We start from the raw sequence: 13,510 nt of genomic DNA on the forward strand, positions 1-13,510 counted from the left end.
CGGCAAGGCACATCGAGATGCAGGAGAAGGATGTGGCGACGGATACGGCGGCAGACCCGATATCGCGGCCCCTGCTCGATTCACGCTTCGCCTGGCGGGTCTTCTATGTCTTTGCAGCGCTTGCGCTGCTGTCGGTGGCGATCAGCGTGGCCGGACGCTTTGCCGGGCGCAGCATATCCATGGCCGGCCATACCGACGACACATCGGTCGCCGAGGTCGTGATCGGCAACAACGTCATCGCCGCGCCGCGAAACATGATCCGTTTCGAGACGGCGCGCCGGAACGGGGTCGCCTCCCGGCTCGATCTCTACATGCGCTGGCCGCAGCTCGATGGCTATACGGACGCGGCGCGCGACGACTTCAATCATGCAGCCGGCGAGCCGAACATCCTCTTTGCGTCGCTCTCGCCGCGGATGATGTCGCGCGATATGAGCGGCCGCTACGAACCGATCTATGCGCAGTTGACCGAGACGACGGACAAGACACTCCCCGGCGGGCTCCGGGTCCGGAACTTCAGCGTCAAATCGGGCTACCTGAACGAGGTACTCGTCCTGGCCGAACGCCCTGGCGAGCCGCCCTATGTCGCGCGCTGCCTCGACGAAGCGTCCGCGGCAGGCTCGCTGGCTCCTTGCGAGCGCGACATCCATGTCGGCGACGACCTCAGCCTTACCTATCGCTTCCCGCGCCAGCTGCTGTCCGACTGGAAGGCGCTGGACGAAGCCATGCTGGCGAAGGTGACGGCGCTGCTGAAGACCGGAAACTGACGCCAGTCGATAGACCCGGTCGTCTCAGGTGTTGACGCCCAGCTCGGCAAGGCGCTCGACGCAGGACTCTTCGGCCTGGTCCAGCTCTGCCAGCGTCTCCTCGAGGTCCCGGCGCTTCTGGCGCAGGTCGCCTCGCTTCTCCTCGATACGCTTGATCAGGAGCTTGAGCTGGCCCGCCTCGCCCGGCGGCTCCTTGTACATCTGGATGATCTCGCGGATCTCGTTGATCGAGAAGCCGAGTCGCTTGCCACGCATGATCTGCTTGACGAGATGGCGGTCGGACGGCCGGAACAGCCGGGTCCGCCCCCGGCGCACCGGCTGGACCAGCCCCTCGTCCTCATAGAACCGCAAGGTGCGCGTCGAGATGTCGAACTCGCGCGTCAGCTCGGTGATCGTATAGTATTCACGCGCCATCGATACGGCCAAACTCCGGATTCCGTTCCGGAAAAAGCTTGGCATGGCATTTACGTAAAAGTCAATCGCGGCTGCGTCACCTGACCCCGAACCACCAGGCGGCGAGGCCGAGGAAGGCGAAGAAGCCGACGACATCGGTCACGGCCGTCACGAAGACGGCCGAGGCGACCGCGGGGTCGGCACCGAAGCGGTCGAGCAGCAGCGGGATCAGGATGCCGGCGAGCGCGGCCACGAACAGGTTGATGATCATCGCCGCGGCGATGATGAAGCCGATATGGACCTCGAACCACAGGCCGGCGACCGTGCCGACGAGCAAGGCGAAGATGATGCCGTTGATGAAGCCGACGCCCATCTCGCGCCGGATGATGCGGCCGGCATTGTAGATGTCGAGATCCTTGGTGGCGAGCGCGCGCACAGTAACCGTCATTGTCTGCGAGCCGGCATTGCCGCCCATGCCCGCCACGATCGGCATCAGCACCGCCAGCGCCACGATCTGTTCGATCGTCGCGTCGAACAGGCCGATCACTGACGCAGCGAGGAAGGCCGTCAAGAGGTTTATCAGCAGCCAAGGCACGCGGGAGCGCGACGTGGCCAGCACGCTGTCCGACAACTCCTCATCGCCGACGCCGCCGAGGCGCATGATGTCCTCCTCGGCCTCCTGCTGGATGACGTCGACGACGTCGTCGATGGTGAGCACGCCGACGAGGCGGTCGTTCTCGTCGACGACCGCGGCCGACAGCAGGTCGTACTGCTCGAATTCCTGCGCGGCCTCTTCCTGGTCCATCGTCGCCGGGATCGCGTGCCGCGTCTCGTGCATGATGTCCTCGATCTTCTCCGCGCGCTTCGTGCGCAGGATCATGTCGAGGTCGATGGCGCCGAGCAGGCGAAAGGTCGGATCGATGACGAAGATCTGGGCGAACCTGTCGGGCAGGTTCTGGTCCTCGCGCAAATAGTCGATCGTCTGGCCGACGGTCCAGAACGGCGGCACCGCGACGAACTCCGTCTGCATGCGCCGGCCGGCAGTCTCCTCCGGATAGTCGAGTGCGCGCCGCAGCCTGATGCGCTCGGTGAACGGCAGTTGCGAGAGGATTTCCTCCTGGTCGTCCTCGTCGAGGTCTTCCAGGATGTAGACCGCGTCGTCGGAATCGAGCTCCTGGACGGCCTGCGCGATCTGCTCATTGGGCAGCTGGTCGACGATCTCCTGACGGATAGAATCGTCGACCTCGGTCAGCGCCGCGAAATCGAAATCCTCGCCGAGCAGGTTGACCAGCGCCCGCCGCTGATCCGGCAACAGCGCCTCCAGCACGTCGCCCAACTCGGACTGGTGGAGATCCGCCAGATCCTGCTTGAGTGCCAGCACGTCGCGGTCGGCGATCGCCGCACCGATATGGGCGAGGAAGGACGCACGGATCACGCCGTCCTCGTCGTAGATATCGGCATTGCCCTCATGTTGATGGGAAGCCGAGGCGCGATCTTCGGGCTGTTGCAATGGCGCCTCCGTGGCTGCGGCTGCTTCGCCGCATCCTTACCTGTGCAACGGGCGAAACATCAATCGATTTGCGACGCTGGCTGAATGCAATCTGGAGAACGCTGCCGGCCTAGGATTCGTGACACTATCGGGGCACTCAGGCCGCTCGCCCCGAAAAGACCCAGAGCTGGAAGATCACGAAATTGAGCGCCGGGATCAGCACGCTGATAAGCGCGAACGAAACCCAGCCCGGGATCTGCCCGGTTTCGGCAAACGCCGTCACCACGCCGACGATCACCAGATTCACCGCCTGGATGACGCAGAATTTAAGCCATTCCCTGGCGATGGCGCCGTTCGACGAGAACGTGATGCGCCGGTGACCGAGAAAAGACACCGGCACCAGCACGGCATAGGCGATATAGCCGGAGGCCGTGGCGGACAGGCCCGCCCACTGGAACAGCGCGGTGGAAATCAGGAAGAACGCGATCGTGTTGAACGCACCTATTCCTGCGAAGGCCGTAAGGCGCCGCGCATACCGCTTTAGATCCACGGCACCGGCCATCTAGCGTCGGGCCACCACATAATATTGCGCGCCGGTCGGAAGGGCACCCAGCGCGTCGTCCACGCGTCGCGCAAAGCCGTCGATGGATGGAACATTGAGGATATAGCGCCCCTCGAGAATGGTCATACCCGCCAGGCGCAGGTGCTCCTTCGCGGTTTTCATCGAGAGCAGCATGCGGCGTCCGCATCGAACGGGCAGTTGGAAACTGCCCGCTGCGTCAACGGATTGTAGGGATTGTGCTCGAACAGCAGCACTGCGCCGCCCTGCCTTACCACGCGTCGCAGCTCCGAGGCAAAGCGCGGCCACAACGGCACCGGCACGTGATGCATCACGCAGATAGCAAAGCAGGCGTCGAACGTGCCGTCGTCATAGGGGATAGTCTCGCCGTCATAAGCCTTGTACTCGACGCCGGGATTATTGATACTCGCCTCGGCAACGCATTCGGCAGAAGGATCGACCCCCGTGATTCGCCCGACCGAACCGGTGAGCAACGGGTGATACGTCCCCACCCCGCATCCGACGTCCAGGATCGAAAGCTCTCGCGTCGGCCCGACCTTCTCCGCCAGGACATCGAGAAGCCTCTTGGCCTTTGCTCGGATGAAGAAATCGACCTTCAGCCCCGAGAAAGCGATTGAACCGTTCACCGCGTCCGAATAGCTGTTTCGGTACGCGTCGAACTCGCTCGAAATCTTGGTCATTCCACGTTTCCTTCGAATGATCCTTGGCGCGGCATGCAAATAGCACCGGGATGATACCCTGCGCGGAGTCGCAATTCGTGCCTATGCTGTGCAGCTCTATCTTATCGCATTGCCGCCGACTATCTCGTAAATCGAAAGCGGAAGTCTCGCTTCGACAACGACCAGCTTGACAGTGCGTTGGCGACGTTTTCGTTTCAACGAGACAAAACATGGTGCCTTGAGTGTCAAATCCTATCGTCTCCATCGTCGTCCCCGTATACCGCAGCATGACGGTGCTGCCCGAATTGGTGAAGCAAGTGGAGGGCGCGATGGCTGGCAGTGCCTACGCCTCCAGTTTCGAGCTCGTGCTCACCAATGACTGCAGCCCGGACGGCAGTTGGTCGGTCATCGAGGAACTGGCAGCGAAATATCCATTCGTTCGCGGCGTTTCGCTGCGCAAGAATGTGGGGCAGCATAATGCGACTATGGCCGGGCTGCGATTCTCGCGCGGCGAGATCGTCGTCATCATGGACGACGACCTGCAGCACCCGCCCTCGGCCATATTGCAGCTTGCCGAGCGGATCGAGCGCGGGGCGGATGTCTGCTACACCAGATATGCGGAGCGAAAGCACGCACTGTGGAAGCAGTGGGGAAGCCGGATCAACGACATCGCGGCCACCTGGCTGATGAAGAAGCCGAAAGGTCTCTATCTCTCATCCTTCAAGGCGCTCAACCGGGATATCGTCAACGCGGTGCTACGCTACGACGGCCCATACACCTATCTCGACGCCCTCATCTTTGCGACGACCAACTCGATCGATTCGGTCGAGATCAAGCACCAGCGGCGCTGGGAAGGCGAGAGCACCTACAATTTCCGCCGCCTTTTCTCGCTCTGGCTGAAGATGGCGACCGGCTCTTCGATCTATCCGCTGCGCGCGGCCACCGTCGCGGGCTTCGCGCTCGCTCTTCTGAGCCTGATCGTCTTCATCCTGGTGATCGGCGAGCGGATGCTGAATCCGCAGGTGCCGCCCGGGTGGGCCTCTGTGATCGCCACCGTGCTCTTCATCGGCGGCATCCAGACCTTCTGCATTGGCGTGATCGGCGAATATGTCGGCAGGATCTACACCCGCGTGAACAATGCACCGCAGTTCGTCGTCGGAAAGACGACGTTCAAGCGCGCCGACCCCACGGTCCGCGGGTCTTCCGCAGCGGAACCGAATACCGAGAGCTAAGCCGAAGCCGGCATGTTGACCCACATCCGCAATGGCTATCGGGAGCAGATTTAAAAGACGGGAAATTCACCCGCTGCCGCACTTGTTTCACGAAAGGTGATTTGCTACATGCGCCGGGCCGGTCACGACCGGCCCTACCACGTGCGGTCGTGGCGGAATTGGTAGACGCGCAGCGTTGAGGTCGCTGTGGGGCAACCCGTGGAAGTTCGAGTCTTCTCGACCGCACCAAGTTCTCCCAGATAGAGTTTGCAAACGTCCGGGCCAGCGACGAAGGTGCTTGCGTCAGCTGGACGTCCGTGCCGCGAAGGCCCATATCTTGCTCGAAACCGAGCGCATGCCGTGAACATCCGACAGGACATAGTCACCAGCTTCTGGCCACGTGGAGAAGGCCTGCCCGTCGAATGGCGGATCGAGCCCGGCCTCGTCGCCTACCCGGACGCGCTGGCGGCGATGGAGGCGCGTGCGGAGGCGATTCGTGCCGGGACGGCGCCGGAGATGGTCTGGCTCCTGGAACATCCGCCGCTCTACACGGCAGGCACTAGCGCCCGGATCGAAGATCTCGTGCAGCCGGACCGCTTTCCGGTCCATGCGGCTGGCCGCGGCGGCGAGTACACCTATCACGGCCCCGGCCAGCGCGTGGCCTATGTGATGCTCGATCTCAAGCGCCGTCGCGAGGACGTGCGATTGTTCGTGGCGAGCCTCGAGGAATGGATCATCCGCACCCTGGCGCGCTTCAACGTCAAGGGCGAGCGGCGCGAGGATCGTGTCGGCGTGTGGGTCGTGCGGCCGGACAAGCCGCCTGTCTTCGGCCATGCCGCCGAGGACAAGGTTGCCGCGATCGGAATCCGGCTGCGCAAATGGGTGAGTTTCCACGGCATCTCGATCAACGTCGAGCCGGAACTCGACCATTTCGGCGGGATCGTGCCCTGCGGCATCTCCGAATACGGCGTGACGAGCCTTGTAGACCTCGGCCTGCCAGTAACGATGGCCGATCTCGACGTCGCGCTGAAGGCGGCTTTCGAAGAGGTGTTCGGCCCGCTATCCTGACCCGATGATCGGGTCCAGGAGGCGTCCCATGACCGTGCTCGCAAATTTGCTCCGCATCGCATCGGTGGCACTATCGCTTGCCCTGCCCTCACCCGCGCTCGCCCAGCAAGCAACTGACACGATAGCGCCCGAGGCGGCCACCGGCACGGCGCCGAAGGCGGCAACACACGCGCAGCGCCATATGGTGGCAGCCGCCAATCCGGTCGCTGCCCAGGCCGGACTAGACGTGCTGCGCGCCGGCGGCTCGGCAGCGGATGCAATTGTGGCGGTGCAGACCGTGCTCGGCCTGGTCGAGCCGCAATCGTCCGGCCTCGGCGGCGGCGCGTTCCTCGTCTGGTACGACGCGGCGTCGGGCAAAGTCACGACCTTCGACGGACGGGAAACGGCACCGAAAGCAGCCACGGGTGACCTCTTTCTCGGCACCGACGGCAAGCCGCTGAAATTCTTCGACGCCGTCGTCGGCGGCCGGTCGGTCGGCACACCTGGCGTCGTTCGGCTGCTCGAGACGGTACACAGCCCCTACGGCAAGCTCGGCTGGGCCGACCTCTTCAATCCGGCGATCGATCTCGCTAAGGAAGGCTTCGCCGTGTCGCCACGACTGGCCGCACTCGTGGCCGACGATGCCGACAAGCTCGGCACACAGGCCTCGACGCGTGATTATTTCTTCCCGGCCGGCAAGCCGATCGCGGCGGGAGAAACACTCAGGAATCCGGCCTATGCCGAAACGCTCTCGTCAATTGCCAGGGACGGTCCTGACGCCTTCTACAAGGGGCCAATCGCCGCCAGTATCGTAGAGGCCGTCAGGAGCCATCCGAACAATCCTGGCCTCCTCTCAGGCGAAGACCTTGCCGACTACAAGACAATCAAGCGTCCGGCGGTTTGCGCGCCTTATCGTGGCCTCGAAGTCTGTGGCATGGGACCGCCCTCCTCCGGCGCGCTGGCCATCGGCCAGATACTGGGCATGGTCGAGCCCTTCGAACTCGCGACGCTCGGGCCGGACGATCCGGAAAGCTGGCGCATCCTCGGCGATGCGACCCGCCTCGCCTTCGCCGACCGCGAGCGCTATGTCGCCGACGCGGACTTCGTCTCGATCCCGAAGGGACTGCTCAACGCCGACTACCTTAGCACCCGCTCCGCCCTGTTGCGCCGTCCGACCGCCCTGCCCCAGGACAGCGTAATCGCAGGCGATCCGCCCTGGGACAAGGCCGAATTGCGCCGCGACGGCTTCTCGCTCGACATGCCGTCGACCACGCATTTCGTCGTCGTCGACGACGCAGGCAACATCGCTTCGATGACGAGTTCGATTGAGAACGGCTTCGGCTCAAGGCTGATGACGGGCGGCTTCCTGCTCAACAACCAGCTGACCGACTTCTCCTTCGCACCGGAGGAGGATGGCCGCGCCGTTGCGAACCGCGTCGAGCCGGGCAAGCGGCCGCGCTCCTCGATGTCGCCGACGATCATCCTCAGGGATGGCAAACCGGTGTTTGCGCTCGGCTCGCCCGGCGGATCGAGCATCATTCCCTATGTCGCGAAGACCATCGTCGCATTGGTCGACTGGAAGATGGGCATCAGCGAGGCCATCGCCCTGCCACATCTGACGAACCGCTTCGGCACCTACGATGTGGAAGCCGGGACGTCGGCGCTGTCACTTGTGAAAGACCTGGAGGCGCTGGGCTACAAGACCGCGGCGAAGGAGCAGAATTCGGGTCTGCAGGGCGTCGCAATCACGGCGAACGGCATCGACGGCGGCGCCGATCCGCGCCGCGAGGGCGTCGTGGTCGGCGATTGAGCGTCAGTTCGACGGCGAAGCCCCGACGTCGAGGGTTTTCAGAAACGCAGCCAATGCGCTCTTCTCGCGTTCGGACAGCGTCAGCGGCTGCAACTCGCTCTCCCCCTTCGGCGGACGCGGCGCAGCCGCATAGTGCTCGATCACGTCCCCGATCGTGGCGATCTGGCCAGAATGCATGTAGGGCGGGCGCGACGCAGCCCCGCGCAGCGACGGCGTCTTGAAGGCCCGGACCATCAGCGGGTCGTCCTTTGCCACGAAGCGCAGCTCGCCGCATTGCTCCGGCTTCGCATCGCTGTAGCGGCCAAGGCAGTTGAACGGATCGGCGAGCGCCTTCGGAATTCCGCCCGCGCGACCGGAATCCTCCGGCAATTCCGGTGGCTGCGGCACGCCGGTATTGTGGAAATGCTCGTCGCTGAACCGCGGTCCGGCATGGCAGGTCACGCAATTGGCGCGGCCGATGAACAGCTTCAGACCGAGCTTCTCCGTCTCGTCGAACGCGGCATCGCCTTGCGGCGTCTCGCCCGCCGCGATCGCCTTCGCAAACCGGTCGAAGCGCGTTTCCTCGTGGCGAATGGAGCGCTCGAAGGCAGCGAGCGACTTGCCGATATTGGCGAAGACGGCGTCGATCTCCGCGCGTTTCGCGTCGGGAATCGTCGCCCACGCAGCCCGCTCCTCGGCAGAGCCGAGCGGGCCGGCATTGGGCGGAACATCCGAGAGATCGGGCGGCGGTCCGAAGATGCGTTCGTAGCGATCGTTCAGCGACGCCGAAATGAAGTGCGCATAGGCGGTGCGGTTGCCGCCGTGCTCGCGCGCATCCTCCAGTGGTCCCAGCGCCTGCGCCCAGAGACTGTCCTTGCGACCATCCCAGAACTGCCAGGGGCTATGGGCGACGCCGGCGAGCGGCATGGTCCGGCGATCCGTCACCCCCACGCCGCGGGCGAGCGGCAGGTCGTCCTGGAACTGCCGGTCGACCTGATGGCAGGTCGAGCACGACACGTCGCCTTGACCGGACAGGCGCGGTTCGAAGAATAGCGTCGCGCCGAAGGCGGCGGCGAGCCGATCGTCGGCGAAGCGGTTCGACGGATCGGCGGGCAGCGGCGGCAGGGCGTCGAGCGACAGCGAAGCGATCGTCGCCTTCTCAGCTTCCGAGAACTCCTCGCCGGAGCACCCGGCGATAACGCCGAGCACGACGATGACAACGCCGGAAAGCGTGCGGCGAAAGGCGCTAAAGGCTGAGGTTGAATATGACATCGTCCTCTCCAGCCGCGGCCTTGACGCGAAGCTTGAATTCCCACCAGCCGGACATGTTGAAGCGCACGCCCTCGATCCGGTAGCGCCCCTCGCCCAGAGAAGCCGTGACCTGCGGCGCCGTCGGCAGGCCGTGGCCATGCTGAGGCATGCCGCCATCGACCGTAATCTGCGCGTCTTCGACCGGCTCTCCAGCCGGCGTGTGCACCGTCACGATCCAACTGTGCAGCGTATTACGCTCGAAGGCCGGATTCTCCGGCGCAATCTCGACGGCAAAGAGGCCTTTGGCGGTCGTCCTGCCCCGAGACAGATCGAGATTCGACGGCGGCGCCATGGCGATCATCATGTAGGCGATCACCGCCAGCACGATAGCCAGCAGAACTGCGGAAACGACGATGACCTTGCGGCTGCGCAGCATTGAATATTCTCCTCTTCATCAATGCCCAGACAGGCTGAGGCTTCCGGTTACTGGAAGGTCAAGCGCCTTTTTGCAGACCTTGTCGCCGAACCGGCGGAACCCTTATAGACGACGCGACGAAGGGAGAAGCGAATGGATCGCAAGGGCGTCGCCTCGGTGGGAGAATGCATGCTGGAACTGTCCGCGCGCCCGGATGGCGCGTGGACGCTCGGCTATGCCGGCGACACCTTCAACACATTATGGGCAATCCGGGCGCTGACGCAGTTGCCGTGCGATTATGTCTCCGCCTTCGGCGACGACCCGTTTTCGGCCAAGCAGACGTCGTTCTTCGCCGAGGCCGGGATCGGCGTGGCGGCAAGCCCGGTGATCCCCGGCGCGCGGCCCGGTCTTTACGCCATTACGCTGACGGGCGCGGAGCGATCCTTCACCTACTGGCGCAGCGACGCAGCGGCGCGGCAACTGGCATCCGATGGCGGAAAGTTGGCGAAAAGCCTTGAAGATCGAGCGCTTGTCTACTTTTCCGGAATCACCCTGGCAATTCTGGAACCCGCCGCGCGATCGGTCCTGCTCGCCGCGATCAGCGCTGCGCGCGCGGCCGGCAGCCTCATCGCCTTCGACCCCAACTACAGGCCCCGCATGTGGAGGTCGTCGGATGAGGCCCGGGCGATGATCGCGGAGGCGATCTCCATCACCGACATTGCCCTACCGACCTTTCCCGATGAGCAGGCCCTTTTCGGCGACGTTGGTCCCGAAGCCACGGCGGAGCGCCTAAGACGCGCCGGCGTGAGGGAGATCGTGGTGAAGAACGGAGCCGATCCTGCCCTGGTGGTGGACAGGTCGGATTCCTACCTGGTCCCCGCGCTTCGCGTCGACGCGGTGGATACGACCGGCGCCGGCGACAGCTTCAACGGCGGCTACCTCGCGGCGGCGCTGGACGGGCGGTCGCCGCTGGACTCGGCCGCGCTGGCGCATCGCGTCGCCGCCACCACCGTGATGGTGCGCGGCGCGCTGGCACCCTACGAAACCTTGCGTATTGCGGCTAACCTCGGCTGATACCATCTGAATTTGAAATGCGGACCAACACCGGGTGCGATAGCCTACTCAACACGGCACTCATCGGCTCACTGGCGATAGCGGGTGTGGTCGGGCTTCTGGCGGCGGTGACGCCCTTCATTGATCATGGCAGCGTTGTCTCGTCGCAGACTAAGCCAGTGACAGTGATCTCCGTCGCCAGCGGAAAAGGAGGCGCTTCATATTTCGTCAGATTCGATGACAGCAGAACGATGGTGCTGCGCGGACCGACTCTGCCACTCTACCCTGCGGGCAGTTCGATCACGGTCACGATCGACCGGTACGCCGACGGAACGATCACACACACAATACCGAGATAGTCACGCCAGCCTGAACCGGCATCCGTCACATGCCGGTAGCGGTCGCCGGGCCAGAGGATCGCCTGGGGGAAATACGGACGGTTGGGCGAATCCGGCCAGGCCTGCGCCTCTAGGCAGAACCCTGCCCAAGCCTTGTATTTTCGCCCCTGCAGCCCGGACACCTCGCGCGCGACCTTGTGGCCGGCATAGAATTGCACGCCGGGCTCCGTGGTCCACATCTCCATCTCGACGCCGGACGACGAACCTTGCGCCCAGGCCGCCTGTCTCAGCGGGCCGCGGTGGGAGGAGAGGCAGAAATTGTGGTCGTAGATCACCTGCTCGCCAGCCTTCTCCAGACGAATGGGACGGGAGAGCTGGAAGTCAAAATCGGTGCCTTCGACGGGCTCCACGATACCGGTCGGGATGAGCTCCTTATCGACAGGCAGGTAGGCACCGGCATTGATGACCAGGCGATGGTCGAGGATCGAATCCCAGCCGCCATCGTCCAGGTTGAAGTAGGAGTGATTGGTGAGGTTGCACAGCGTCGGCTGGTCGGTCGTCGCCGACAGTTCGATCGACAGCGTGCCGGGCAGCTTGAGACGGTAGGTGCAGGTGATGTCGAGATTGCCCGGAAAGCCCATGAACCCGTCGGGGTCGAGCAGCCTCAACGTAATGAAATCGCTGCCGCGCATTTCGAGCGACCAGACGCGCTTGCCGGTGCTTTTCGAGCCGCCATGCAGGGTATGCTTGCCGAGGAAGTTCGTGTCGGCCTGAAAGCGCTGGCCATCGATGATGAACTTGCCGTTGGCGATGCGGTTCGCGTAACGACCCGCGATCGCGCCGAAATAGGGCGACGAGGCCGGATAGTCGTCAAAGCGGTCGAAGCCCAGCACCAGAGGCGCCGTATGCCCCTCGAGGCGCAGATCCTGCAGGACCGCGCCCCATTCCATGACGGTGGCGGTCAGCCCGCCACCGGAAATATGGTAGCGATGGATGGTCTCGCCTTCCGCGGTCGTCCCGAAGACCTCGCCTTCCATCGCTCTGCCCGCTACTTCAGGCCGCCGATGCAGACATACTTGGTATCGAGATAGTCCTCGATGCCCTGGTGCCCGCCTTCCTTGCCGAGGCCGGATTCCTTGACGCCACCGAACGGCGCCTCGACCGTGGTGATCAGGCCTTCGTTGATGCCGACCATGCCGTATTTCAGCCCCTCCATCACGCGGAAGGCGCGGTTAAGCGAGCCTGTATAGGCGTAGGAAGCAAGGCCGAACTGGGTGTCGTTCGCCAGTTGGATCGCCTCCTCCTCGGTCTTGAAACGGAAAACGGGAGCCAGCGGGCCGAAGATCTCTTCCTTCATGAACATCATGTCGGGCTTCGCCTCGGCGATCACCGTCGGCTGGAAGAAAGAGCCGCCGAGCTCGTGGCGCTTGCCGCCGGCCACGACCTTGCCGCCCTTGGCGGTCGCATCCTGAATGAACTCCTCGACCTTCTCGACCGCCTTCTCGTCGATCAACGGTCCCTGCTGCGTGCCCGCGTCGAGCCCGTTGCCGACCTTGAGCTTGTTCGAGGCTGCCGCCAGCTTCTCGACAAAGGCGTCGTAGACGCCCCCCTGCACGAAGAAGCGGTTGGTGCAGACGCAGGTCTGACCCGAATTGCGATACTTGGCGACCATCGCACCTTCCACGGCGCGATCGATGTCCGCATCGTCGAAAACAAGGAATGGCGCGTTGCCGCCGAGTTCCATCGACACTTTCTTCACGGTGGAGGCGCACTTCTCCATCAGGATCTTGCCGACCTCTGTCGAGCCGGTGAAGGTCAGCTTGCGCACCAGCGGGTTGGCGCAGATCTCGTCGCCGATCTCGCTGGCCGAGCCGGTCACAATGTTGACCACGCCCTTGGGGAAGCCGGCCTCCTCGCAGAGCGCGCCCCAGGCCAAGCCGGAATAGGGCGTCTGCGAGGCGGGCTTCACGACGACGGTGCAGCCGGCGGCGAGCGCCGGGCCGATCTTGCGCGCGAGCATGGAGGACGGGAAGTTCCAAGGTGTGATGGCCGCGACCACGCCCACCGGCTCCTTGGTCACCAGGATGCGGCGCTCCGCCCATGGGCTCGGCACCGTGTCGCCATAGGTGCGACGGCCTTCCTCGGCGAACCACAGGATGTAGGCGGCCGAGATGGCCATCTCGCCTTTGGCCTCGGTAAGCGACTTGCCCTGCTCCATCGTCAGCAGTTCGGCCAGCGCGTCCTGGTTCTCCAGGATCAGGTCGTGCAGCTTGCGCAGGAGTTTGGACCGGTCGTTGGCGGTCGTCTTCCTCCAGCTCTCGAAGGCGGTCTGCGCCGCCTCGATGGCACGGCGCGTCTCGGCCTTGCCGGATTTCGGCACAGTGCCGATCTTCAGCGTCGTCGCAGGATTGGTGACGTCGATGGTGGCTCCTGAATCCGCCTGGATCCATTCGCCGCCGATCAGATTGGCCTGGCGCATGTAGTGGCTGGTCTTCTGGAGCATTTCGTGGCCTCCTGCCGC

Annotated in this window: 14 protein-coding genes and 1 tRNA gene; 6 read left to right on the forward strand and 9 right to left on the reverse strand. The window is 64.0% G+C overall.

What is annotated here, in order from left to right; genetic code table 11:
* Window positions 1-32: 32 nt before the first annotated feature.
* Window positions 33-764: a hypothetical protein gene (locus tag LRS09_RS26570; protein WP_257810053.1), complete on the forward strand. Its 732-nt coding sequence runs from the start codon at window positions 33-35 to the stop codon at window positions 762-764.
* A gap of 24 nt (window positions 765-788) precedes the next feature.
* Here the strand turns inward: LRS09_RS26570 and LRS09_RS26575 are convergent, their stop codons facing one another.
* The 5 genes from LRS09_RS26575 to LRS09_RS26595 form a co-directional block, all read right to left on the reverse strand.
* The gene (locus LRS09_RS26575; RefSeq protein WP_257810055.1) at window positions 789-1,178 is read right to left on the reverse strand and encodes a MerR family DNA-binding transcriptional regulator; all 390 of its coding nucleotides are present in this window, start codon (window positions 1,176-1,178) and stop codon (window positions 789-791) included.
* Between the two features lie 76 nt (window positions 1,179-1,254).
* A complete protein-coding gene (gene mgtE, locus LRS09_RS26580) occupies window positions 1,255-2,667 on the reverse strand; it encodes a magnesium transporter (RefSeq protein WP_257810056.1) in 1,413 nt (470 codons plus the stop codon).
* 136 nt (window positions 2,668-2,803) lie between these two features.
* Entirely contained in the window at window positions 2,804-3,208 is a 405-nt protein-coding gene (locus LRS09_RS26585; RefSeq protein ID WP_257810057.1) for a GtrA family protein, read from the reverse strand.
* Window positions 3,209-3,382, reverse strand: coding sequence for a hypothetical protein (locus tag LRS09_RS26590; protein WP_257810058.1), 174 nt, complete (start codon window positions 3,380-3,382; stop codon window positions 3,209-3,211).
* A complete protein-coding gene (locus LRS09_RS26595; RefSeq protein ID WP_257810059.1) occupies window positions 3,367-3,906 on the reverse strand; it encodes a class I SAM-dependent methyltransferase in 540 nt (179 codons plus the stop codon). Before LRS09_RS26595 ends, LRS09_RS26590 begins: the two co-directional genes overlap by 16 nt.
* A gap of 221 nt (window positions 3,907-4,127) precedes the next feature.
* Between LRS09_RS26595 and LRS09_RS26600 the strand changes: the two genes are divergently transcribed.
* From LRS09_RS26600 to ggt, 4 genes are all read left to right on the forward strand, one after another.
* Window positions 4,128-5,117, forward strand: a complete 990-nt coding sequence (locus LRS09_RS26600) for a glycosyltransferase family 2 protein (protein ID WP_257810060.1) — start codon at window positions 4,128-4,130, stop codon at window positions 5,115-5,117.
* A gap of 143 nt (window positions 5,118-5,260) precedes the next feature.
* Window positions 5,261-5,345, forward strand: a tRNA-Leu gene (locus tag LRS09_RS26605).
* Between the two features lie 111 nt (window positions 5,346-5,456).
* Window positions 5,457-6,164 (forward strand): lipoyl(octanoyl) transferase LipB, encoded by a 708-nt coding sequence (lipB, locus tag LRS09_RS26610; RefSeq protein WP_257810063.1) that lies wholly within the window; start codon window positions 5,457-5,459, stop codon window positions 6,162-6,164.
* Window positions 6,165-6,192: 28 nt separating this feature from the next.
* A complete protein-coding gene (ggt, locus tag LRS09_RS26615; RefSeq protein WP_257810064.1) occupies window positions 6,193-7,953 on the forward strand; it encodes a gamma-glutamyltransferase in 1,761 nt (586 codons plus the stop codon).
* Between the two features lie 3 nt (window positions 7,954-7,956).
* On the opposite strand, the gene LRS09_RS26620 is transcribed toward ggt, so the two are convergent.
* On the reverse strand, window positions 7,957-9,204 hold the full coding sequence (locus LRS09_RS26620) for a cytochrome-c peroxidase (protein WP_257810065.1): 1,248 nt from the start codon (window positions 9,202-9,204) through the stop codon (window positions 7,957-7,959).
* Window positions 9,179-9,619: a FixH family protein gene (locus LRS09_RS26625; protein WP_257810066.1), complete on the reverse strand. Its 441-nt coding sequence runs from the start codon at window positions 9,617-9,619 to the stop codon at window positions 9,179-9,181. Before LRS09_RS26625 ends, LRS09_RS26620 begins: the two co-directional genes overlap by 26 nt.
* A 132-nt stretch (window positions 9,620-9,751) precedes the next feature.
* On the opposite strand from LRS09_RS26625, the gene LRS09_RS26630 reads away from it, so the two are divergent.
* Window positions 9,752-10,672, forward strand: coding sequence for a sugar kinase (locus tag LRS09_RS26630; RefSeq protein ID WP_257810067.1), 921 nt, complete (start codon window positions 9,752-9,754; stop codon window positions 10,670-10,672).
* A 259-nt stretch (window positions 10,673-10,931) separates the two neighbouring features.
* Here the strand turns inward: LRS09_RS26630 and LRS09_RS26635 are convergent, their stop codons facing one another.
* Both LRS09_RS26635 and LRS09_RS26640 read right to left on the reverse strand, forming a co-directional pair.
* Window positions 10,932-12,026: an aldose epimerase family protein gene (locus tag LRS09_RS26635; RefSeq protein ID WP_257810068.1), complete on the reverse strand. Its 1,095-nt coding sequence runs from the start codon at window positions 12,024-12,026 to the stop codon at window positions 10,932-10,934.
* 11 nt (window positions 12,027-12,037) lie between these two features.
* On the reverse strand, window positions 12,038-13,492 hold the full coding sequence (locus tag LRS09_RS26640) for an NAD-dependent succinate-semialdehyde dehydrogenase (RefSeq protein ID WP_257810069.1): 1,455 nt from the start codon (window positions 13,490-13,492) through the stop codon (window positions 12,038-12,040).
* Window positions 13,493-13,510 lie beyond the last annotated feature (18 nt).

This window comes from Mesorhizobium sp. J428, assembly GCF_024699925.1.
Lineage (GTDB): Bacteria > Pseudomonadota > Alphaproteobacteria > Rhizobiales > Rhizobiaceae > Mesorhizobium_A.

Coding starts and splice junctions, on each gene's coding strand:
- LRS09_RS26590 (WP_257810058.1), bottom strand. CDS start 3,382: ATGCTGCTCTCGATGAAAACCGCGAAGGAGCACCTGCGCCTGGCGGGT.
- LRS09_RS26635 (WP_257810068.1), bottom strand. CDS start 12,026: ATGGAAGGCGAGGTCTTCGGGACGACCGCGGAAGGCGAGACCATCCAT.
- LRS09_RS26575 (WP_257810055.1), bottom strand. CDS start 1,178: ATGGCGCGTGAATACTATACGATCACCGAGCTGACGCGCGAGTTCGAC.
- ggt (WP_257810064.1), top strand. CDS start 6,193: ATGACCGTGCTCGCAAATTTGCTCCGCATCGCATCGGTGGCACTATCG.
- LRS09_RS26585 (WP_257810057.1), bottom strand. CDS start 3,208: ATGGCCGGTGCCGTGGATCTAAAGCGGTATGCGCGGCGCCTTACGGCC.
- LRS09_RS26640 (WP_257810069.1), bottom strand. CDS start 13,492: ATGCTCCAGAAGACCAGCCACTACATGCGCCAGGCCAATCTGATCGGC.
- LRS09_RS26630 (WP_257810067.1), top strand. CDS start 9,752: ATGGATCGCAAGGGCGTCGCCTCGGTGGGAGAATGCATGCTGGAACTG.
- LRS09_RS26620 (WP_257810065.1), bottom strand. CDS start 9,204: ATGTCATATTCAACCTCAGCCTTTAGCGCCTTTCGCCGCACGCTTTCC.
- LRS09_RS26595 (WP_257810059.1), bottom strand. CDS start 3,906: ATGACCAAGATTTCGAGCGAGTTCGACGCGTACCGAAACAGCTATTCG.
- LRS09_RS26625 (WP_257810066.1), bottom strand. CDS start 9,619: ATGCTGCGCAGCCGCAAGGTCATCGTCGTTTCCGCAGTTCTGCTGGCT.